This window comes from Candidatus Manganitrophus morganii, assembly GCA_021651055.1.
GTDB lineage: Bacteria > Nitrospirota > Nitrospiria > SBBL01 > Manganitrophaceae > Manganitrophus > Manganitrophus morganii.
The window spans coordinates 2,456,272-2,476,874 of the sequence record JAJHOH010000001.1; the positions used below are offsets into that span (position 1 = coordinate 2,456,272).

The following is a 20,603-nucleotide window of genomic DNA, read 5'->3' on the forward strand; positions in this document are numbered from 1 at the left end:
GCGGTCCTCGAAAGCCGATCAGGCGGCTGGTTTTTAATGTCACTATTGATCTTAGGGAGTTCCGTGGCCAGCAAAAAAGATTATTACGAAGTACTCGGTGTCGAACGGACCGCTTCAGAGGAAGAGCTGAAGAAGGCCTATCGCAAGATGGCCCTTAAGTTTCATCCTGATCGAAATCCGGGTGATAAAGCGGCCGAGGAACAATTCAAAGTGGTCAATGAGGCCTACAGCGTTTTGGCCGACGCCGAAAAGAGGAAGAGTTATGACCTCTTCGGCCACGCCGGACCGGCCGGCGGCGGCGCGGGCGGTTTTGACTTCAATCAAGGGGGCTTCTCCGATATCTTCGGCGACATCTTCGAAGAGTTTTTCGGCGCTTCGGCCGGGGGGCGCGCCCGCACGCGGGCGCAGCGGGGGAACGATCTTCGCTACAACATGACCATTACCTTTGAAGAAGCCTATTTCGGGAAGGAGGCGAAGATCAGATTGCGCCGTCCCGAAGCCTGCAGCGCCTGCAAGGGAACGGGCGCCAAGGGAGGGGCCACCAAGGTCTGCCCGACCTGCGGCGGCGCAGGGCAGCTTCGATTCCAGCAGGGAATGTTTGCGGTCAGCCGCACCTGCAGCCAGTGCCGGGGAGAGGGGCGAATCATCTCGGAGAGCTGTCCGCAGTGTAAAGGGGAGCGGTATATCGCGCGCGATAAGACGATCTCCGTCAAGATTCCTCCCGGGGTCGAGACCGGCTCGCGGCTGCGCGTCATGGGCGAGGGGGAACCGGGACTCAACGGCGGGCCGACCGGCGATCTCTACGTGGTCCTGACCGTGGAGGAGCATCCTCAGTTTTCCAGGGACGGCGATCACATCCTCTGTCAAGTTCCGATCAGCTTCGTCAAAGCGATCCTCGGCGGAAAGGTCGACGCCCCGACGATGAAGGGGCCGACGGCGGTGAAGATTCCTCCCGGAACGGCGGATGGAAAGATCTTCCGTCTGAAAGGGCTGGGTTTCGCGAATATCCGCGGATACGGGATCGGTGATGAGCTGGTTCGGATCAAGGTCGAGATTCCGAGTAAAATCACAGCGAAGCAGCGGGAGCTTCTGGAAGAATTCGCGAAAATCAGCGGAGAGTCGATCGAGCCCGATTCGGGAAAACTCTTCGAAAAAGTGAAGAACCTCTTCGAATAAAAACAAGTGATCAGCGCCTCACTTCCATGCCTGTCTATTTTATCCACTCAAAGCAGGTCGATCATGGAAAAATCACCGTCCAGGATCGTCTGGCCCACCATCTTCGCGATGTTCTCCGTTCGCAAGAAGGGGAGACCCTTCTTCTGGTCGATGAGCAACCGAAGCGGTACACCGCCCGGCTGATCGAATCGCATCCGGCGCGGCTGACCCTGGAGGTGCTGCACGAGGAGAACCCTCCCCCTTTTCCCCTTCCGGCCCTCCATTTGGGGATCGGCTTGTTGAAAGGGGAGAAGATTGAATGGGTTTTGCAAAAGGCAACCGAGCTGGGGGTGGCCCGGATGACCCCGCTGATCACGGAGCGGGCGGTCGTCCGGCCCAAAGCGGACCGTCTGTCTCATCAGCAGGAGCGCTGGATGAAGATCATCACGGAGGCGGCTCAACAGTCGGGGCGCTGGAGCATTCCGATGCTCGACCCGCCGACCGAGCTGCTGGCGTTTCTGACGAAAACGGCCGGCTATGGCTTGAAGCTGATTTTCTGGGAAGGGGCACCCCCTCAATCGCCGCGAGGACGGATCGCGGAGGCGATCGCGTCTTCTCCGCGCGAAGGGGTTGTTCTGATCGGGCCGGAAGGCGGATTGGAGAAAGCGGAGGTCGATGCCGCCTGCGCGATGGGATATCAGGCGCTCTCTCTCGGAGCGCGGATTCTGCGGGCCGAGACGGCCGCGCTTTCCGCTTTATCGATCGTTCAATATGAAATCGAAGGGAAGATAAATGGAGCGCGTTGACCGGCCGATGGGAGGGGAGCTTCCCGAGTTCTTTCCCGCGTCGTTGTTTCCGGAAGAAAAGACAGAGACCGCAGCGGTTCAACCGGCCGGTTTTCTTCGCCGTGTCGTCGCTTTTCTCATCGACTTCTTGATTATCGAAATTCTCTATCTCGCGCTGTTGGCCGCCGGTTTTCTCGGCATCCGCTATTCAACCGGAGGAGAAGGCCTTTTTCTTACCGAAGGGGGATCATTGACCCCCTGGGTGGCGCCTTTTATCGCCGCTTGGTTTTGCCTCTTTCTCGGCTATTTCACCTTCTTTCACGCGGATGGCGGCCAGACGCCGGCGAAGATGCTGGTCCGGATCAAAGTCGTCGCCTCCGGAGGTGCTCCCCTCTCCCCCTTCCGTGCGCTCGTACGGTCGTTCGGTTACTTTCTCTCCAGCTTCTTTTTCGGCTTCGGGTTTTTGATGACCATTTTTAATAGAAAAAAAAGAGCGCTCCACGATCTACTGACCCGAACCGAGGTGGTCCTCGCCTAGATGCGCCGTTTGATCCTCATTTTACTTTTATCCCTTCCGGTGTTTTCTTCCATCGGGTTTGCCTCAGAGCCGGCGGAGCGGATCGCGGCGACCCTCAACGGCAAGATTATTTTTCTCTCCGACCTTCATCGCCATCAGGCCTTCTTTGAGGACTTAGGAAAGAACGAGTCTGAGGAAGATTTAAAAAAAATATTGGAACAGGTCATCGAGAACCGGCTCCTCCGATCCGAGGCGCATCGATTTGTTCTTCAAGTTCCAACTGAACCGGAAGTTCAACAACGATTGAAGGCCCTCCGTGAGCGATTCAAAACGGAGAGCGCCTTCCAAGAGGTTCTCGGACAGACCGGGCTTTCTTTAGATGAATTAAAAGAGGAGATCAAAGAGTGGCTTTGGGTGGAGAAACTTCTCCAGGAACGGATTCACGCGTTTGTTTTCATTTCTCCGAAAGAGGTGACGCGGTATTATCAAGAGCATGCGGCCGATTTCGGCGGGAAGACGCAGGAGGAGGTTGAGCCGATGATCCGAAAAACCTTAAGCGAGGAAAAGCGGATGACAAAGGAAATGGAGTACCTGGCTCGGCTGAGATCGCATGCGGAGATTCAAGTAAACTTGGAGTAAGCGGCAATCACCTTATCTCTACGATCATCTCCAACTCCACCGGCGCGCCGAGCGGCAATTCGGCGGCCCCCAGCGCCAGGCGGGCGTGCCGGCCAGCATCGCCAAAAATTTGAACCAGGAGATCCGATGCGCCGTTTGCGACGGCCGGTTGCTGGGTGAATCCTTCGGCGGAGGCGACGTGGACGCCGATCCGGACGATCCGCTGGACCTGATCGAGCGAGCCAAGCTCGGCCTTGATGACTGCCAGCGCATTCAGCAGCGTGATCCGCGCCGCCTGCTGTCCCTGTTCCACCGTCAGCTCTTTCCCGAGCCTCCCCACCATCGCCATCTTCCCCTCCACCATCGGAATCATCCCGGATAGAAATAAGAGATTTCCGCTTCGAACCGCCGGGACATAGGTTGCGACCGGCTTGGGCGGGGAGGGTAAGGTAAAGCCGAGCGCTTGTAGCTTCTTTTCATAATCCATCGGAAAACTCCGGATGAGAAGTCGGTTTATGCAGCGGGTGCGGCGATCAGCGGAAGGAAGCTCTTTCCAACCGGCAGCGACCCGACCTCAAAGATCTCCGCCAGGGTCTGTCCCAGGTCGGCGAAGGTCGCTCGAATCCCGAGATCGCGCCCAGACTCAACCCCTTTCTGAAAAACGATCAGCGGCACATACTCCCGCGTGTGGTCGGTGCCGGGAAAAAGGGGATCGTTCCCATGGTCGGCGGTGAGAATCAGCCAATCCCCCTCCTTCATCTTCGAGACGATCTCAGGAAGGCGACGATCGAACTCCTCCAGCGCCTTCGCGAATCCGACGGCATCGTTTCGATGGCCGTAAAGCATATCGAAGTCGACCAGGTTCGTGAAGATCAATCCGGTGTCGGTCCGGTCGATGAACCGAACGGTTTGATCGATGCCGTCGTTGTTGTCGTGGGTGTGGACCGATTCCGAAATCCCCCTTCCCGAGAAGATATCTTCGATTTTTCCGATGCCGATGACCGGAATCCGCGCCGCTTGAAGACGGTCGAGCAGGGTCTCGCCCGGCGGGGCGACGGAGAAATCGCGGCGGCGGTCGGTCCGGACGAATTTCCCCGGCTCGCCGATGAACGGCCTTGCGATGACCCGCGCAACCTGGTGCGGCGGCTTCAGGAGATCGCGGGCGATCCGGGAGATCTCCCAAAGTTTTTCGGGCGGGAGGGTCGCCTCGTGCGCGGCAATCTGAAAGACCGAGTCGGCGGAGGTGTAGACGATCGGCGCCCCGGTCGCCATCTGCTCCGCGCCGAGCTCCTTGATGATCTCCGTTCCGGAGGCGACCTTGTTTCCGAGGACCTTCCGTCCGATCGCCGCTTCAAAAGGGCCGATCACTTCCGGCGGAAAGCCGTTCGGATAGGTGGGGAAAGGGGTGGGGGTGATCACCCCCGTCATCTCCCAGTGGCCGATCACCGTATCTTTCCCCGCCGATCGCTCCGCCATCTTCCCGAAATAGGCGATCGGATGAGGAACCGGCGCAATCCCTTCGAGATCGTCGATTCGTCCCACACCCCACTTCTCCAGCGTCGGAAGACGAAGCGCTACCGCTCGAGATATGTGGCCGAGGGTATCGCTCCCGGCGTCGCCGTACCGGTCCGCATCGGGGAGGGCCCCGGCGCCGACGCCGTCGAGGACAATGAGAATGACCCTTTTCCGAGGGGCGTGCGTCATCGCTTTCAGGCCCTCTTGCGTTGGTACTTGTTCACTGCGTTGTTGTGCTCGCGGAGGGTTTTCGAAAAGACATGGGTTCCGTCATTTTTGGAAACGAAATAGAGGTAATCGACAGAAGCCGGAAAAAGGGCGGCATAGAGCGATTCCTTCCCCGGATTCGCGATCGGGCCGGGCGGCAGGCCGATGAAACGATAGGTATTGTAAGGAGAGGGGATGCCGAGATCTCTTTTGCGAATATTCCCGTCGAATTCAGTGAGAGCGAAGATGACGGTCGGATCGCTCTGAAGACGCATCTTTTTCTTCAGGCGGTTGTGAAAAACGGCGGAGATCAGGCCCCGCTCGGAAGGATGCCCCGTCTCCTTCTCGATGATCGAAGCGAGGGTGACGACCTCCCGCTGCGTCATGCGGAGTTGATCGGCCCTTCTACGGAGTGATTCATCATAGGCCGCCTGAAATTGGGTGACCATTCGCCGGACGATCTCATGGGGCGGGGTTCGCTTTGGAAACTGGTAGGTATCGGGAAAGAGATATCCTTCCAAGCTTTCCCCTTCGATCCCGAACTCACTCATTAAGGTCGGATCGACCACGACTTTCATAAAGACCTCGGCCTCGGTGAGCTTGGCCGCTTCGAGCAGCTTCGCGATCTGCCGGGCGGTCGATCCTTCCGGAATCACCACCTGATAGTGAAGGATCTTGCCTCGCACGAGGAGATCGAGCAGCTCCATCGGCCGCATCGCCGTGTGGAGGCCGTATTCACCCGGCTTGATGTTTTTTTCATTTCCCGTCCAAGCGCCGAGGAGACGAAAATAAATTCGACTGGTGATCAGCCCCTCGCGCTCCAAAAGCTCGGAGACGCTGTTATAAGTGGCCCCTTCGGTGATTTCGATGACTTTGTGGGTTTCTGCAAGGGAGGGGGGATGATTCAGAAATTGGAGGCCGCGAACGGCCCCGACGGCAATGACGAGGGTAAAAGAAAAAAGGGTGATCCAAACCTTGACCATGCGCGCTCACTCGAAGGAGGTTGCTTCCCTCTGGATACAGACACCAAATCTTTCAAGAAGTTGCTCGGACAACCTTTTCCGCCGACAGACAGGTGAGTCGTTTTCTGCTGTGGATCGGTTCATGACTTCTATTATAACGAATGAAGGCCGATACGAAAAGGGAGCCCGGTCAGGCGGCCGGCTCCCCTTTTTCGCGACGGGAGGACTCCCATCGTCGGAATTGGGCGGCCAGATCGGCGAGCTCTTTCTCCAGCCGGTCGATATCGGCCCGGGAAGGAAACCGGACATTCCCGGCGATTCTTTTGCCGAGGTCGGACATCTTCTGGTTGAGCTCCTGCTCCCCTTTTTCGGCCGATTCGAAAAAGGCCCGGACGCGCCGCGCCTCTTCGGTTTGGCTCTCCTCCCCCTTCTTCGCGAGCTCGTCGGCCACCTCTTTGGCCCGCTCGGTCAATGCAAGTCCGATTAAAGCGGCTTTCCTGAGTGCGGTAAACATAGGCACCTCCTTAATAAAATAAAATGAAATTAGGAGACGATGCTGTAGGGGCGTGATTTATCACGCCCAGCCAGAGGGCGCCATGAATGGCACCCCTACAAGTCAAAAGACCCGTTGCGGCGTGTTAATTTCCTCCGATCAGCTTCTCAATCACCTGGACGGCCTGCTCCAGGGCGGCGTCGAGTTTTTCGATCCGCTTGCCGCCGGCCTGGGCCATCTCCGGTTTCCCGCCGCCGGTTCCCTCGATGAGGCCGGCGATCCCTTTGACGATTTCCGAGGCCGAAAGACGCGAGGCCCAGTCGGGGGTGACCATCACGACGATCGATACCTTTTCCCCCTTCGGGTCTGGCGCACCGACAATAATCACCCCCGATTTGAGCCGGTCGCGGAATCGATCGGCCTGCGCCCGGATATCTTTAATTTCCGCCGGGGAGATTTTCTCGGCGATCAGAGAGACCGGTCCGATCTTGCGGGCATTCGCAAGAGGATCGGACGCGGGCGCCGCCGCGCGCGATTTGAGCCGTTCGATCTCCCGATCCTTTTCCTGAAGCTGGGTATTCAGCCGCTCCGCTTTCTGGGCGACCTCTTCCGGCCGCGTCTTGAGGAGACTCGAAACCTCGCGCAAGACCCGCTCCTGATTTTTCACATGCTGATAGGCGGCCGGACCGGTGAGCGCTTCGATCCGGCGGATGCCGGCAGCGACGCTGCTCTCCTTGACGATCTTGAAGAAGCCGATCTCCCCCGCGCCGTGGCAGTGGGTGCCGCCGCAGAGCTCCCGGCTGAAGTCGGCGACCCGCACCACGCGGACCTTTTCGCCGTATTTTTCGCCGAAGAGGGCCATCGCCCCGGTGGCGATCGCGTCTTTCGTCTCCATCACCTCGGTCTCGACATGGGCATCTTCTCGAATCCGCTCGTTCACCCGCGCCTCGATCCGGTCGATCTCTTTCTCGGTCAGCGCGGAGAAGTGATAGAAGTCGAACCGAAGGCGGTCGGGGGCGACGAGCGATCCGGCTTGTTTGACATGATCGCCGAGGACCTCCCGCAGGACCGCATGAAGGATGTGGGTTCCGGTGTGGTTCCGCGCCGCATTTTTTCTCGCCTCGGCATCGACAGTCACATGAACCCGCTCGCCGACCGTGATCGTTCCTTGGACGACCTTCGTCCGATGAAGATGAAGATCGGGGACCGGTTTAACGGTGTTGTTGATTTCGACCAGCGCTGTGGGTGACGAGAGGGTTCCTCGATCTCCGACCTGTCCTCCTCCTTCCGCGTAGAAGGGGGAGGGATTGAAAACGAGATCGACGGTTTCTCCCCCTTTTGCAGAAGAGACCCGTTCGGTTCCTTTCAGAATCGCCAGGAGGGTGACCTCTTCTTCAAGATGTTCATACCCGGTGAATTGGCTTTTTCCGATCTCTTCTACCAAGGCTCGATAGATCGGCGCCCCCCGCTCTTCCTCGCCGGCGCCGACCCACGATTTCCTTGCTCGCTCCCGTTGGACTTCCATCGCAGCATTGAAGCCGGTCTCGTCGACGCCGAGCCCCGCCTCTTGCGCCATCTCCGCGGCCAGATCGAGCGGAAAGCCGTAGGTGTCGTAGAGGGTAAAGAGATCTTCTCCCGGGATCACCTGAATCCCTTGGCCTTTCACCTTGGCAATGATTCCTTCCAGGATCTGCACCCCCTGGTTCAGCGTATGAATGAACCGCTCTTCTTCCAGGAGAACCGCCTGCGCGATCTGTTTTCGATGCTGTTCCAGATCGGGATAGGGGCCGCGCATCGTGTCGATCACCACACCGGTCAGCTCGTGGAGAAAAGGATCATGGAATCCGAGCTGTTTTCCAAACCGGGCCGCGCGCCGGAGGATCCGCCGGAGAACATAGCCGCGTCCTTCGTTCGAAGGGATTACGCCGTCGTTGATCAAAAAAGTAATCGCGCGGAGGTGATCGGCGATGACCCGTCCCGCCATCGCTCCCCGGACCGCCTGCTCGGACTGGCCGGCCCGTTCGGCGATCGCCTTGAAAATCGGCTGGAAGAGATCGGTATCGTAGTTGCTCAAGACTCCCTGGCAGACCGCTGTGATCCGCTCCAATCCCATCCCGGTGTCGATGCTCGGTTTCGGCAGCGGGGTCAGCTTTCCCTGGGCATCGCGGTTGTATTGCATGAAGACCAAATTCCAGATCTCCAGATAGCGATCGCAGTCGCACTTTCCGATTCCGGGGCAGTCGGGATGGACCTGCGCTCCCTGATCGATCAAGATCTCGGAGCAAGGGCCGCACGGCCCGGTGTCTCCCATCTGCCAGAAGTTGTCTTTCTCGCCGAGCCGGAGGATCCGGTCGGCCGGGAGATACTTCTTCCAAAGCTCGGCCGCTTCATCGTCATCCCGAAAGACAGTGGCGTAAAGCCGCGCGGGGGGAAGCTGGAATTCCTTCGTCAGAAGCTCCCAGGCGAAGTCGATCGCATCTTTTTTAAAATAGTCGCCGAAGGAGAAATTGCCGAGCATCTCGAAGAAGGTGTGATGCCGGGCGGTCTGGCCGACGTTGTCGAGGTCGTTATGTTTTCCGCCGGCGCGCATTGACTTCTGAGACGAGGCGGCCCGTTTGTAGGGACGCTTTTCCTCCCCTAAAAAGACCGCCTTGAACTGAACCATCCCGGCATTGGTGAAGAGGAGGGTCGGGTCCTTCTCCGGAATCAGCGGGGAGCTCGGCACCTCGGTGTGGCCGTGCTCGACAAAGTAACGAATGAATTTTGAACGGATCTCTGAGGAGGTCATCATCTTTCCCTATTCTATTCCGATGCCGGGTTTGCCATCATCTTAAATACTTTAAAAATCGTCTCCGTATTAAAACCTTTCCGCTGCAAAAAAGCATAGGCTTTCTGCCGGGTTTTCAAATCGTGGAGTAAAGAGGCGTCTTTGAATCGCCGCCGGAGGGCCGCTTCCGCCTGCTCGACTAAGTCCCACTCCTCCGAGCGGCCTTCGATGGCGCGATCGGCTTCTTCCGAGGAGATTCCCTTTTCTAGAAGCTCTCTTTTCAAGCGGATCGGACCGAAGTGGCGGTGTTCCGTGCGGAAGCGGACCCACTGCCGGGCGAAGCGATCGTCATCGAGATAATTCGCCTCTTTCAGCGAGGCGATCACCTCCGCGATGATCTCTTCCGAGTAACCCTTCTCGGCGAGTTTGGTTTCGATCTCTTTGACGCTCCGATCCCGATAGGAAAGGAGCCGGTAGGCGGACTGTTTTGCACGATCGGCCGGGCGCGACGCGCCGGCCGTTTGATGCGCTTCTCTTTCGCCGCTTGGGGCCGCCGGCGCTTCGGCGCGTCGGGCGGGCCTAGAAGCGGTCGACCTGTAGCTTTCCGCCATCCGCTTGATCGTTCGATTCCTCCCAGCTCTCACTCGTCGACTGAATCCCCTTGACCTTCAGCGCGAAGTCTTCCGGATTGCTCGTCCACTTCAGTGCCTCTTCGTAGCTGATCAATTGCTGTTTATAAAGATGATACAACGACTGATCGAAGGTTTGCATCCCATACTGCGTTCCGCCGACGGCGAGGACGTCGTGAACCCGCCGCGTTTTTTCGGGATCGATGATCGCCTCCCGAATCGTCTGGGTGGCGACCAAGACCTCCACCGCAGGGACCCGCCCGCGTCCGTCCGCTTTGGGGACCAGGCGCTGTGAAATGATCCCCCGAAGGACCGAGGCAAGCTGCAACCGGACCTGCTTCTGCTGGTACGGCGGGAAGACCGAAATGATCCGATTGATCGTCTCGACCGCATCGAGCGTATGCAGGGTGCTCATCACCAGATGCCCGGTCTCGGCCGCCGTGAGCGCCGTCGAGATCGTCTCGAAGTCGCGCATCTCCCCCACCAGAATCACATCGGGGTCCTGACGCAGCGCGGAGCGCAAGGCGACGCTAAATGACTCGGTATCGTGGCCGATCTCCCGCTGGCTGACGATCCCCTTCTTGTCCCGGTGCAAAAACTCGATCGGGTCTTCGATCGTCATGATGTTGACCATCTGGTTCTGGTTGATGTAATCAACCATGGCGGCCAACGTAGTCGATTTTCCGCTCCCGGTGGTTCCGGTCACCAAGATTAAACCGCGATGTTCCGACGCCAGCTTCTCAATGATCGGGGGGAGGAGCAGATCGTTGACCGAGAGGATCTTGGTCGGAATGACACGGAAGACCATCCCGATCGTCCCCCGCTGCTGAAAGACGTTGACGCGGAACCGCCCCAAGCCGGCCGCGCCGTAGCCGAAGTCGATCTCGCACCGCTCTTTGAACTTCTCCTTCTGCTGCGGGTTCATCACGGAAAAGGCGAGGCTGATCGCCTCTTCCTGTGTGATTTTTGGAAATTTCTCCAATGGAGCGAGCGATCCATGGACCCGGGCCATTGGGGCGACGCCGACCTTCAAATGAAGGTCGGACGAGCCTTTCTCCATCGCGGCCTTCAACAGCTCATCGATTTTCATACGTTTCCCCTCCAGAATGAGTTCACATCGAGAATCGATCTCCCTGATATCTCTGGTGTAATCAGCCGGAGACCTTCCGCCTGAAAGTTTACCATAGGGAAGCGATTCTGGGGGCCGGAGGGCCCTCTTGGAAATCACCCGCGGGTATGTATGAAATGGAATGAGCCGCTCCCGGGAAGCCTCCTTCCCGGGAACATCTTTTCTTAAGCTTTTTAAGCTTTCACTTTGGTCCGCTCTGCGGCCAAGGCCGGCGCCGGGGCGACCGGCTCTTTCTTTCCGTTCGTCGGAAGGCCGCTGACTTCCCGGATCGCCAACTCGATCGTCGCTGCGGCGGCCGGATTCTCCTTCAGATAATTGATCGATTGGTCCCGGCCCTGTCCCATCCGGTCTCCCTTGTAGGAATACCAGGCCCCGCTCTTTTCGACGATCTTCTTTTCAACCCCCAGATCGAGGATCTCCCCCAGTTTGGAGACGCCGACGTTGAAGAGAACGTCGAATTCGGCCTGCCGGAAGGGGGGAGCGATCTTGTTTTTGACGACCTTCACGCGAACGCGGTTTCCGGTCACCTCTTGGCCTTCTTTGATCGCCTCGATGCGTCGGATGTCGAGCCGGACCGAGGAGTAGAACTTCAGCGCATTTCCGCCGGTGGTCGTCTCCGGGTTTCCGAACATCACGCCGATCTTCATCCGGATCTGGTTAATGAAGATCACGGTGGTCTGCGACTTCGAGATCGCCGCAGTCAGCTTCCGAAGCGCCTGCGACATCAATCGGGCCTGCAAACCCATATGGGAGTCTCCCATCTCCCCCTCGATTTCAGCGCGGGGAACCAGGGCGGCCACGGAGTCGATCACGATGATGTCGAGGGCGCCGCTCCGAACGAGGGTCTCCGCGATCTCCAATGCCTGCTCTCCCGTGTCGGGCTGAGAGACAAGGAGGTCATCGACCTTCACCCCCAGGCGTCCGGCGTAGTGAATGTCGAGGGCATGTTCCGCATCGATAAACGCGGCGGCCCCTCCCGCCTTTTGCGCTTCGGCAATGGCATGAAGAGAGAGGGTCGTCTTTCCGGACGACTCCGGTCCGAAGATCTCGATGACCCGTCCGCGGGGAAGTCCGCCGACTCCCAAGGCGATATCGAGTCCCAGCGATCCGCTTGAGATCACGGGAATATTGGCCGAAATCTCATCGGCCCCCAATTTCATGATCGCCCCTTTACCGAACTGCTTCTCGATCTGCGACATTGCCAGCTCAAGCGCTTTTCCTCGCTGGCTCTCTCTCTCCTTTAATTCTCGCTCTGCCATGTTTTCTCCTTGATAAAGTAAGTGATGTCTCTTATCAAAACCCCATGACCCGTTCTCGAGGGGCTCCCCCCAGCGCCGTGGTAAACAGCGGGCTATAAACCGATCCTTCCGGTCTCATCCGGCTTTCCATCAGGGTGACGCTCTCCATTTCACAACGTCCGATTTGGAGCCCGTTTCCCTCCGCGACCCAGCGTGTAAAGGTTTCGGGGACCGGCCCTTTGATTCGACCCAACGTGAGATGCGGCCGATAGGGGCGGGTCTCGATGGAAAATCCCAACGCCGCCATCCGCGCCGAGAGATTCTGCTGCAGGGCAAGGAGCGGCGGCTCATTCGAGACGCCGGCCCAGAAGACCTTGGGAGAGGAGGGTTTCGGAAAGACCCCTAATCCGGTGATCTGGGTGGAGAAGGGCGTCGCCTCACGGGCCGACTCCCGAATCTGCGCTTCAATTCTCGGCTGCAGGGCCGGGTCGGTCCAACCCAAAAAGAAGAGGGTCAGATGAATCTGTTCCGGATCGACCCAGCGAATGGAAGAAGCCTTTTGCCGGCCGATCTCTTCCAGCGCCTCGCAGCGCTTTCGTATTTCTTCCGAGATCGGCAAGGCAATAAAAAGACGAATTCTCATATCGGGGTTCTGATTTTCGATCCCCTCTTATACCATTTTTTTACTTTTTTTGAAAGAGAGGCGGGGATTACAAATGCGGAATGCGAAGTGCGGAATACGAAGCAGAAAAAGGGGATCAGGTCGGCCTTTGGGATTTAACCGCGGGTGAGATATCTTCTCACTTTCTCCAGCGCCGTCTGCACCGCCTCGGCTTGGATCGTTTCTCGATCGCCGTGAAATTGGAACTGCTCGGGAATGGTTTCGCGGCCATCCGAGAGGGCGATGTAGACCAACCCGACCGGCTTCTGAGGACTTCCCCCGTCCGGCCCGGCGATCCCGGTGACCGAGAGGCCGAGATCGACCCCCGCCTTTTTCCGGATTCCTTCGGCCATCGCGGCGGCGACCTCCGCGCTGACCGCCCCCTTCTCTGCCAGAAGGGCGTTTGGGACCCCCAGCAGCTTCTCTTTGGATCGGTTGCTGTAGGTCACACAGGCCGAATCGAAATAGCGGGAGCTGCCCGGGATACGGGTCATCCGGGCGGCGATCCCTCCTCCGGTGCACGACTCGGCGATCGCCAGCCATTTTTTCTGCTGCAGGAGAAGTTTCCCGATGATCTCTTCCAGGGTTTTTCCCTCTCGGATTTCCATTAACCCCCCGGTATATCGTTGAGGATTAGTGCGAGCAGTTGAAGGAAGACGATCGTGTAGGCGCCGGCCAGGAGGTCGTCGGCCATGACCCCCCATCCTCCCGGAAGCCGCTCCAATCGCCGGCAGGGAGGGGGTTTGAGGATATCAAAAACGCGAAAGGCAATCAGACCGGCGAACCACCATCCGACCGACGGAGGAATCAGAAAAAGGACCCCCATCATCGTCACAATCTCGTCGATCACAATTTCGGATGCATCTTTTTTCTGAAAGAACGATTCGGATAAACCGGCCGTATGGACCCCCAAAAAGATGAATGCGATGAGGGTGAATAAATAGAGAACCGGCGGGAGGGGGCGAAGGGCGAGAAAGAAGGAGAAACCGAGGAGGCTGCCGAGGGTTCCCGGCATGATGGGGAAATAGCCGACGCCGAAGCCGGTTGCAATCCAGCGCGCCCATTTCGGAGAGGGATCTCGATCCGAGGCGTTCCCGTCCATTTTTGAGAGGGCGTCTTGTTCGGAGCGCGCCTCCTTTTGTTTTGTCTTCATCACTCGAACGAGACCCTCACCGCTGGTTTGGGTGATATTAGAAAATGTTGAAAAACAGTAACATTCAGGCATTTTCATGTCAAGAGAATCGGTCCGGTTCAAGAGGGAAACCCCCTTCGGCTCCGTTGACAATGAGGTCGTAAAATGTTATAAACAGAAGCGTTTTAGGTAAGAACGGAGTGAGGTTTTAAGACTGGTTTTTGCTTTTGAAATTGATTTTGTAAGCTCCTTCTCGTTGTCCTGCTTTTCCGTCTGTTTGCCTCTGAGATCTTCCAACCTCTTCGTATTTTTTGATCCTTCCAGCGGCGTTTTTTAGCGCTTGGGCTCCGTTTATTGCTCATAAACGATTGCACAAGGAACGTTTTACTGCGCGTTCAGGTGCAATTCGACATGTGTGACAGGAGCGGTCTCACGGGAGCTCCCCATGGGGAGCGGACCTCCTTGATGAGCCGCGAGTTGATCTTAATTGCATCCTGCGAATTAGAACCGACGGCATCGCAGGAGAGAAGGAGAAAAAATGAGTATTCCTACCGCTAAGAAAGATTCGTTTGAAACCCTCCAGAAAGAAAACCAAGCCCTCCGAAATCAGAACGTCGCCCTCCTCGGCGACGGAGAAGTTTTTATCCGCCGGGACGCCTCCGGAGTCATGCGCGCCTGCAAGATGCCGGTCCCCCTTTCCGAGCGCAACAAAGAGATCCAGCGGATCGGCGAGCACTGGATGATCACGTCGGCCGGCGCCGACAAACTCAACCAGCTTCCCGGCCTGAACATCATGACCCCCCCCTCCGTCGTCGTCGACGGAAAAGAAGTGTCCAACCCCTACATCGAACGGCATCCGAAGACGCGGGCGATCCAGTCGGTTTATGTCCGGAAGATCATCTTCGGTCCAAACCCGATCGGGAATATGGTCGGCGTCGACTATACCCTTTTTTTCAACGTCTATACCTACTTTCTCCAGGACCTTCAGGTGAAGGTCCGGCGCTACCCGGTCTGCGGGACCTATGGGATGAAGGAGAAGCCGCCCGCTTCCCTCTCCCCCGATCGTCCGGGACGTGCGCTCGTCTTTTTCGAAATTGAAGATCCGGTCGGCCTCTGGGTCGATCTCTCGCATGGGGAGATCCAGGAGGTTTTCAATCAGCATGTCAGCCGGCAAAAATTCGGAGACCGCCACGCCCAGTCGATTTGCACCCGAAACGCGCTGTTGAAGCATCCGGCGATCGCCGCCAAAACGGTCGAGGTCCAGAACGGGGTGGCCAAGATCACGGTCTATGGCTTCAAGCACGATTTCGATTTCAAGAAATTCGCCGAGCTCGGCGAAAAGATCGAAAAGGGACAGACCGATCCGAGAGAGGTCCAGGTCGAACGGGCGATCGAAGAAGCCCGGTTCGAAGAGGTCAGCCTGGAAGGGGCGCTGGAAGGGGATGAATACGGCGCCATCCCGCCGGAAGATCAGGAGCGGATATCGGGTCCGTCCAAACCGGCGGAGAATCCCCCCGCGGCGAATCCCGCCAAGGAGGGATAAATGTCGAAGCTGGCACGTCTTCGTCTTCATAACTTTAAGGGGAAGCGGTCCGAGTGGGCGATCGCTCCCAAGATGCTCTTGGTCGGACCGAACGGGGCCGGCAAGAGCGCCTTGCTCCAGGCGGTCATGGTCGGCATTCTCGGCTATGAGCCGCGCCTTGGCCGGACTCCGGCTTCCGTGGTTCAACTTGCCTCCGGCCGGGAGATGTCGGTGGAGATCGAGACCGAAGCAAAATTCATCCTTCACCGAACCTTTAAGCTCAGCCGGGGGGCGGTCTCGACCTCGGTTTGGGTTTCGCCCCATCAAGGGGAGAAGAATCTGGCCGACGCCCATCGGCGCATCGCCGAAGAAGTGGGTGATTTTGCAGTTTCTTTCGATCTCAATGCGTTTCTCTCCCTCTCCGATGCGAAGAAGCGGGCGTTCCTCTTCGGGCTCTCGCCGACGAAAGAGCTCGGATGGGAGAAAGCCCATCTGAAGAGCCGGCTGATCCAAGCGGTCCGCGCGCCTGTCAGCTCCCTCACGCTGCACGCCTGGATCGACAAGGCCTTCGCCCTCTGGACGGAGGGCCACGATCTTCAGTCGAACTTCGATCGGATGCTGATCCATCTTAAGAAAGAATTCTCCCTCTGGTCCCTTCGAAAGAAGGAAGGAATCTCGGCGGCGCGCCGGATGCTTCACACCCGAAATCAGGAGCCGTTCGTTCCTTCCGAAGCGGCACGGACGACCCAACGGGAGATCGAAGAGATTCAAGAAAGGATCATCCTCATCCGGGAAGAGCTTGCCAAGGATGAGGCGCGTCGGAAATCGGCGGAAGCGCGGGGACGAGAAATCGAAGGATTACGGTCCCGTTTGATTGAGCGGGAGGCCGCCGCGGCCTCCGTTGAGAAGATCCGAACGCAGATCGCCGAACTGCGGAGCCGGTCGTTTGATCGCGTGCCGCTGCAAGCGGAAAGAGACCAGGTCGAGCAGGCGACGGCCGCCCTCTTTGGCGAGATCGAGCAGGAGGAGAAGCGGCTGAATGGGCTGAAGATCGCATTGGAGATGGAGAAGAAAGGGCTCGATCGCGCCGAATCGGTTCAGGGTATCTGTCCCGTGGTCGAAGGGATTCAATGTCCGGTCGACTTCACCCCGGTGATTACACAGGGACGGGATCGGCTCTCCGCGCAGGAAACGGCGATCTGCGAGAGCGAGTCGTTGCAATCGATGCGATGGCAGCGCTATCGGGGATTGCAGGCGAGCCTCGGACCCCTTCAGGCGCGCGCTCTGTCGCTGGATCGGGAAGAACGCGAAACGCAAAAGCAGATCGCCGTCTGGGAGGAGATGCTTCAGCGCGCTGGCCAAGGGGAGGAGAAGCAGGCGGAACTGATGGCGGCCTTGGCCCGGCTGGAGGCGGAAGAGGCGTCCGACGGCGGTTATGCCGATCCCGCCGATCTGATCCTCCAAAAAGAGGGGCTCGAGCGCCATCTGGAGGAACTGAAGCGCCGTCTCGCCGAACAGGAGGAGCGGCGCTCCCTCTGGATCGCCTACCAGCAGAACCAGGTCGACCTGAAAAAGGCCGACGCGAATGTGGAGGCGCTGAAACAGCTGATTGTGGCCCTCGGCCCAAAGGGGCTTCAGGGGGAGATGATCAAGGAGATGATCCGGCCCTTTTCGAAGATCGTCAATGACCTGCTCCACGCGATCGATCCTGAAAAAGAGTTGAGCTTCCGTTTTCAAGATGTCCGGGGAAACGAAATCTTCGAGATGGGGTGGAAGCGGGGCGAGCATTTCATCCCGTTTGAAGCCCTCTCGACCGGCGAGCGGGTGCTCTTCTCCGCCGCGCTGATGACGGCGTTGATCCTCTTCCGCGAGCCGCGCTGCCGGTTGTTGCTGGTCGATAATCTCGAAAGCGTCGACCTTCACCACCGCCGGCGGTTCATCGAGGCGCTCTGTGCCTTCGTCGATGAAGGGCACCTCGATCATTTCATTGTCGCGGGGGTGGAAGGAATTCCGCCGGGAGATGCCGCCCGCCTTGGAGTGAAGATGATCCAGATGGCCGACCCGGCAATGGCTTCGGCTTAATCAATCGGCCGGGTTTGCGTAGGGGCGACGCATGCGTCGCCCCTACAATCACATTTCATGGAAAGCGAATATGAAATTAATTGAAAATCTCAATGAAGCACAGCGGCGGGCGGTGGAGAGCCGCGCACAGGTGATCCTCGTGAATGCCGGCGCCGGAAGCGGGAAGACGGCGGTCTTAAGTCTCCGGTTGGTCCGGCTCCTGAAAGAGGGAATCTCCCCTTGGAATATGCTGGCGCTTACCTTCACACGCCATGCGGCGGGGGAGATGCGCCGCAGGATCGAGGCGGAAATCGGAGAGCAGCGCAAGCTGAGCCTTCTGACCTTCCATGCGTTTGCCGCCTCTTTGCTGGAGCGGTGGGGGGAAATTCTCGGCTATCGAAAGAACTTCTCCATCTACGATCAATCCGACCAGGTGGAGCTGCTCCGCGAAATTCTCGACGAGCTGGGGATCAAGCGCGACCCGGCGGAAGCGGTCCGGGAGTTCCAGACCGGCCGGTTTTTCCAGAATGATCCCCTTTTTCGCGAATATCAGCGCCGGCTGAAGGAAGGAAACGCTTTCGATTATCGCGGGCTGTTGCAGTCGGCCAACCTCCTCCTTCGTGAGCACACCGCCGTCCGAGAGACCTACCGATCGCGCTTCAGCCATCTTTTGGTCGATGAAGTGCAGGATACCGATTCGGATCAGTGGGAGATGATCAACCTGCTGCAGCCGGCGCATCTCTTCATGGCGGGGGATGATTATCAGAGCATCTACCGGTTTCGCGGCGCGAATATCGACCACATCCTCTCCTTCCCGAAGATGGTCCCCGAGGTGGAGGTCATTCGGCTTGAGCAAAATTATCGATCGACCGGTCCGATCGTCGAGGCGGCCAACCGGCTGATCGCCCACAATCGATACCAGCTCGAAAAGCGGCTTCGGACCGATTGGGCCGGATCGGTCGCCGTCTCCGTGATGCAGGCCGAGACCCCGGAGAAAGAAGCGGAGGCGGTGGCGACGATCATCAAACGCGATTATGGAAAGGCGGAGTGCCGTCCTTCCGAGATGGCGATCCTCTATCGGACCCATGCGCAGGCGGTCCCACTTGCCAGGGCGCTCCAGCTTCGAAAGATCCCCTATCAGGTGGTCACCTCCTCCTTTTGGGAGAAAGAAGAGGTCCGGCATCTCTTGAGCTTCCTGATCATCCTTTACAACCCGGGGGATGATTATCATTTAAAGAAGATCCTTCCGAAGGAGCATTATTCTCCGGAGGTTCTCTCCTCGCTCAACCTTGAAGCGGCCCGCGCCGAGCGGCCTCTCTTCGATCTGCTTCCCGCCTCCTGGTTCAAAGAGCATCTTCTCGATCTTCAGGAGAAGCTCTCGAAGGGAGCGTATCCGACGGTTTTGGATCTGGCGAAGGAGGTCGATCGCCGATTTCAGTTCTCCGAGCGTTACCGAAAAGAGGGTTATCCGCTGAAGGAAGCCCATCTGCAGAAGCTCTTCGAGAAGATCGCCCGTTGGCAGGCGGAGAATCAGGAAGATCACTCGCTCTCCGCTTTTCTGCGGTGGCAGTTTACCCGATCGGTCCAAGACGAGTTGCGGGATGAAGAGGACTCCGTGAAGCTGCTGACGATCCACGCCGCCAAGGGATTGGAATGGCCGACCGTCTTTCTCTGCGGCCTCGAACAGGGGCTCTTCCCGCTCCGGCCAGCGCTTTCGTCGGAGGCAGAGTTGGAGGAAGAGCGGCGGTTGATGTATGTGGCGATCACCCGCGCGAAGGAACGCCTCTACCTCCTCTGGTCGAAGGAGCGGACCCGTTTCGGGCGGCCGGTTCGAAACCGGCCGAGCCAATTTCTCACCGAAATGATCGGAACGATCCCTTCTCCTCAATCGGGTTCCGGGTCCGCTTCTCACCTCGCTGATTAGGACGGGGACGGTAGGGGCGAGGCGGTGCCTCGCCCGCCCACCACATGAACGATCCAATTATTTGAACGTTTCCCTTGCGCGATCCTGTCTCCATCTCATAGAATGATCTATGAGTGAGGAGACAATGAAGCGACCCCTCTTTTTAATCGTATCTCTTTTCTTTCTCTTCTCGGCATGCGCTTATTTCCCTTTCCCCGAAGGGGCGATTCCCGCCTCGACGCCGGGTCAGAAGACATTTCAGGGAAGCCCCGAAAAAATCGTTTCGATTGTGGCGGGGTCGGGTCAGCGCGGCCTTCAAGACGGACCGGCGTCGCTGGCGCGATTTGCCTGGCCGACCGGGATTGCGATCAACCGGCGGGGCGACCGGTTCGTCGCCGATTATGACAACCATGTCATCCGGAAGATCGACCGCTTCGGTTGGGTGACGACTTTTGCGGGACAGGGGGTTCCCGGCTTCGCCGATGGGAAGGGAAGAGGGGCGCTCTTTCACGGTCCCGATACGCTCGCGATGGATGGAGACGACAACCTCTATGTGGCCGACGCCGACAATTTCCGGATCCGAAAAATCACGCCGGATGGGGTCGTTTCAACAGTTGCCGGGAGCGGAAGGCAGGGCAATAAAGAGGGAGCGGCCGAGGAGGCGGAGTTTGTCTATCCAACCGGCGTGGCGGTGGCCCCGGACGGAAGCCTCTATGTGGCCGATCGGGGGGCGCATCGAATCAAACGGGTCACCCCGACGGGGATCGTCATGATCGTCGCCGGGACCGGCGAGCCGGGATATCACGACAGCCTCGCCTACTTTTCAAAATTCAATCAACCGATGACGGTGGCGGCCGACAACGGCGGGAATGTTTATGTCGCCGACGCAGGATCGCACACCATCCGGCGGATCGGCTCGGACGGCAACGTCATGACGGTGGCCGGATCGGGGGAGCCGGGAGATCGAGACGGGCTTCGAGAGGAGGCGCAGTTTTACTGGCCGACCGGCGTGAGCGTCGATATCGAGGGAAACCTGATCGTCTCGGACAGCAAGAACCATCGCATCCGGAAGATCCTCCTCCCTCAGGGGCGGGTGAGCACTTTGGCGGGGAGCGGTCAGCCGGGCGATATCGATGGGATGGGGCTTTCAGCCGGGTTCGACTTTCCGACGGGAATCGGGATCGACCCGGCGGGGAATATCTACATCGCCGATTCCGCAAACCATCGCATTCGCGCGATCCATCCGGGAATTCTCCGGGTGGGGGACCACGCTTGGGAAGCCCGTTCGCGGTTTGCCGAGCGATGAAAT

19 protein-coding genes are annotated in these 20,603 nt (G+C 58.4%); 8 read left to right on the forward strand and 11 right to left on the reverse strand.

Going from position 1 to position 20,603, the window contains the following annotated elements; all coding sequences use genetic code 11:
- Nucleotides 1–63 precede the first annotated feature (63 nt).
- The 4 genes from dnaJ to MCM46_11330 are packed head-to-tail and all read left to right on the forward strand — an operon-like array spanning nt 64 to nt 3,096.
- Nucleotides 64–1,176 (forward strand): molecular chaperone DnaJ, encoded by a 1,113-nt coding sequence (gene dnaJ, locus MCM46_11315; GenBank protein MCG3112393.1) that lies wholly within the window; start codon nt 64–66, stop codon nt 1,174–1,176.
- Between the two features lie 26 nt (nt 1,177–1,202).
- Nucleotides 1,203–1,961 carry a 16S rRNA (uracil(1498)-N(3))-methyltransferase gene (locus MCM46_11320; protein ID MCG3112394.1) on the forward strand — a complete coding sequence of 253 codons (759 nt, stop codon included), beginning with the start codon at nt 1,203–1,205 and terminating at the stop codon, nt 1,959–1,961.
- Nucleotides 1,948–2,478, forward strand: a complete 531-nt coding sequence (locus tag MCM46_11325) for an RDD family protein (GenBank protein ID MCG3112395.1) — start codon at nt 1,948–1,950, stop codon at nt 2,476–2,478. The genes MCM46_11320 and MCM46_11325 overlap by 14 nt, the downstream gene beginning before the upstream one ends.
- Nucleotides 2,479–3,096: a SurA N-terminal domain-containing protein gene (locus MCM46_11330; protein MCG3112396.1), complete on the forward strand. Its 618-nt coding sequence runs from the start codon at nt 2,479–2,481 to the stop codon at nt 3,094–3,096.
- A 7-nt stretch (nt 3,097–3,103) separates the two neighbouring features.
- Here the strand turns inward: MCM46_11330 and MCM46_11335 are convergent, their stop codons facing one another.
- The 11 genes from MCM46_11335 to MCM46_11385 all read right to left on the reverse strand — a co-directional run bounded on the left by MCM46_11335 (nt 3,104) and on the right by MCM46_11385 (nt 13,829).
- On the reverse strand, nt 3,104–3,562 hold the full coding sequence (locus tag MCM46_11335) for a RidA family protein (protein ID MCG3112397.1): 459 nt from the start codon (nt 3,560–3,562) through the stop codon (nt 3,104–3,106).
- Nucleotides 3,563–3,588: 26 nt separating this feature from the next.
- Nucleotides 3,589–4,779, reverse strand: coding sequence for a phosphopentomutase (locus tag MCM46_11340; GenBank protein MCG3112398.1), 1,191 nt, complete (start codon nt 4,777–4,779; stop codon nt 3,589–3,591).
- 5 nt (nt 4,780–4,784) lie between these two features.
- Entirely contained in the window at nt 4,785–5,780 is a 996-nt protein-coding gene (gene mltG, locus MCM46_11345; GenBank protein MCG3112399.1) for an endolytic transglycosylase MltG, read from the reverse strand.
- 169 nt (nt 5,781–5,949) lie between these two features.
- The gene (locus tag MCM46_11350) at nt 5,950–6,273 is read right to left on the reverse strand and encodes a hypothetical protein (GenBank protein ID MCG3112400.1); all 324 of its coding nucleotides are present in this window, start codon (nt 6,271–6,273) and stop codon (nt 5,950–5,952) included.
- A 124-nt stretch (nt 6,274–6,397) separates the two neighbouring features.
- Nucleotides 6,398–9,043, reverse strand: a complete 2,646-nt coding sequence (alaS, locus tag MCM46_11355) for an alanine--tRNA ligase (protein MCG3112401.1) — start codon at nt 9,041–9,043, stop codon at nt 6,398–6,400.
- Between the two features lie 11 nt (nt 9,044–9,054).
- Nucleotides 9,055–9,630 carry a regulatory protein RecX gene (locus MCM46_11360; protein ID MCG3112402.1) on the reverse strand — a complete coding sequence of 192 codons (576 nt, stop codon included), beginning with the start codon at nt 9,628–9,630 and terminating at the stop codon, nt 9,055–9,057.
- Entirely contained in the window at nt 9,599–10,738 is a 1,140-nt protein-coding gene (locus tag MCM46_11365; GenBank protein MCG3112403.1) for a type IV pilus twitching motility protein PilT, read from the reverse strand. Before MCM46_11365 ends, MCM46_11360 begins: the two co-directional genes overlap by 32 nt.
- A 212-nt stretch (nt 10,739–10,950) precedes the next feature.
- Nucleotides 10,951–12,036: a recombinase RecA gene (gene recA, locus MCM46_11370; protein MCG3112404.1), complete on the reverse strand. Its 1,086-nt coding sequence runs from the start codon at nt 12,034–12,036 to the stop codon at nt 10,951–10,953.
- 34 nt (nt 12,037–12,070) lie between these two features.
- Nucleotides 12,071–12,658, reverse strand: a complete 588-nt coding sequence (gene thpR / locus MCM46_11375) for an RNA 2',3'-cyclic phosphodiesterase (GenBank protein MCG3112405.1) — start codon at nt 12,656–12,658, stop codon at nt 12,071–12,073.
- Between the two features lie 134 nt (nt 12,659–12,792).
- Nucleotides 12,793–13,284: a CinA family protein gene (locus MCM46_11380; protein MCG3112406.1), complete on the reverse strand. Its 492-nt coding sequence runs from the start codon at nt 13,282–13,284 to the stop codon at nt 12,793–12,795.
- Nucleotides 13,284–13,829, reverse strand: coding sequence for a phosphatidylglycerophosphatase A (locus MCM46_11385; protein ID MCG3112407.1), 546 nt, complete (start codon nt 13,827–13,829; stop codon nt 13,284–13,286). Before MCM46_11385 ends, MCM46_11380 begins: the two co-directional genes overlap by 1 nt.
- Before the next feature lie 517 nt (nt 13,830–14,346).
- Between MCM46_11385 and MCM46_11390 the strand changes: the two genes are divergently transcribed.
- From MCM46_11390 to MCM46_11405, 4 genes are all read left to right on the forward strand, one after another.
- Nucleotides 14,347–15,351, forward strand: a complete 1,005-nt coding sequence (locus MCM46_11390; protein MCG3112408.1) for a hypothetical protein — start codon at nt 14,347–14,349, stop codon at nt 15,349–15,351.
- Nucleotides 15,352–17,412, forward strand: coding sequence for a hypothetical protein (locus MCM46_11395; GenBank protein MCG3112409.1), 2,061 nt, complete (start codon nt 15,352–15,354; stop codon nt 17,410–17,412).
- A gap of 70 nt (nt 17,413–17,482) precedes the next feature.
- Entirely contained in the window at nt 17,483–19,315 is a 1,833-nt protein-coding gene (locus MCM46_11400; GenBank protein MCG3112410.1) for an ATP-dependent helicase, read from the forward strand.
- A gap of 124 nt (nt 19,316–19,439) precedes the next feature.
- On the forward strand, nt 19,440–20,600 hold the full coding sequence (locus MCM46_11405; protein MCG3112411.1) for a hypothetical protein: 1,161 nt from the start codon (nt 19,440–19,442) through the stop codon (nt 20,598–20,600).
- The last annotated feature ends 3 nt before the right edge of the window (nt 20,601–20,603 follow it).

Coding starts and splice junctions, on each gene's coding strand:
- alaS (MCG3112401.1), bottom strand. CDS start 9,043: ATGATGACCTCCTCAGAGATCCGTTCAAAATTCATTCGTTACTTTGTC.
- MCM46_11390 (MCG3112408.1), top strand. CDS start 14,347: ATGAGTATTCCTACCGCTAAGAAAGATTCGTTTGAAACCCTCCAGAAA.
- MCM46_11395 (MCG3112409.1), top strand. CDS start 15,352: ATGTCGAAGCTGGCACGTCTTCGTCTTCATAACTTTAAGGGGAAGCGG.
- MCM46_11325 (MCG3112395.1), top strand. CDS start 1,948: ATGGAGCGCGTTGACCGGCCGATGGGAGGGGAGCTTCCCGAGTTCTTT.
- MCM46_11405 (MCG3112411.1), top strand. CDS start 19,440: ATGAAGCGACCCCTCTTTTTAATCGTATCTCTTTTCTTTCTCTTCTCG.
- MCM46_11320 (MCG3112394.1), top strand. CDS start 1,203: ATGCCTGTCTATTTTATCCACTCAAAGCAGGTCGATCATGGAAAAATC.
- MCM46_11340 (MCG3112398.1), bottom strand. CDS start 4,779: ATGACGCACGCCCCTCGGAAAAGGGTCATTCTCATTGTCCTCGACGGC.
- MCM46_11380 (MCG3112406.1), bottom strand. CDS start 13,284: ATGGAAATCCGAGAGGGAAAAACCCTGGAAGAGATCATCGGGAAACTT.
- MCM46_11360 (MCG3112402.1), bottom strand. CDS start 9,630: ATGGCGGAAAGCTACAGGTCGACCGCTTCTAGGCCCGCCCGACGCGCC.
- MCM46_11335 (MCG3112397.1), bottom strand. CDS start 3,562: ATGGATTATGAAAAGAAGCTACAAGCGCTCGGCTTTACCTTACCCTCC.
- MCM46_11350 (MCG3112400.1), bottom strand. CDS start 6,273: ATGTTTACCGCACTCAGGAAAGCCGCTTTAATCGGACTTGCATTGACC.
- MCM46_11365 (MCG3112403.1), bottom strand. CDS start 10,738: ATGAAAATCGATGAGCTGTTGAAGGCCGCGATGGAGAAAGGCTCGTCC.
- MCM46_11385 (MCG3112407.1), bottom strand. CDS start 13,829: ATGAAGACAAAACAAAAGGAGGCGCGCTCCGAACAAGACGCCCTCTCA.
- MCM46_11330 (MCG3112396.1), top strand. CDS start 2,479: ATGCGCCGTTTGATCCTCATTTTACTTTTATCCCTTCCGGTGTTTTCT.
- MCM46_11400 (MCG3112410.1), top strand. CDS start 17,483: ATGAAATTAATTGAAAATCTCAATGAAGCACAGCGGCGGGCGGTGGAG.
- thpR (MCG3112405.1), bottom strand. CDS start 12,658: ATGAGAATTCGTCTTTTTATTGCCTTGCCGATCTCGGAAGAAATACGA.
- recA (MCG3112404.1), bottom strand. CDS start 12,036: ATGGCAGAGCGAGAATTAAAGGAGAGAGAGAGCCAGCGAGGAAAAGCG.
- mltG (MCG3112399.1), bottom strand. CDS start 5,780: ATGGTCAAGGTTTGGATCACCCTTTTTTCTTTTACCCTCGTCATTGCC.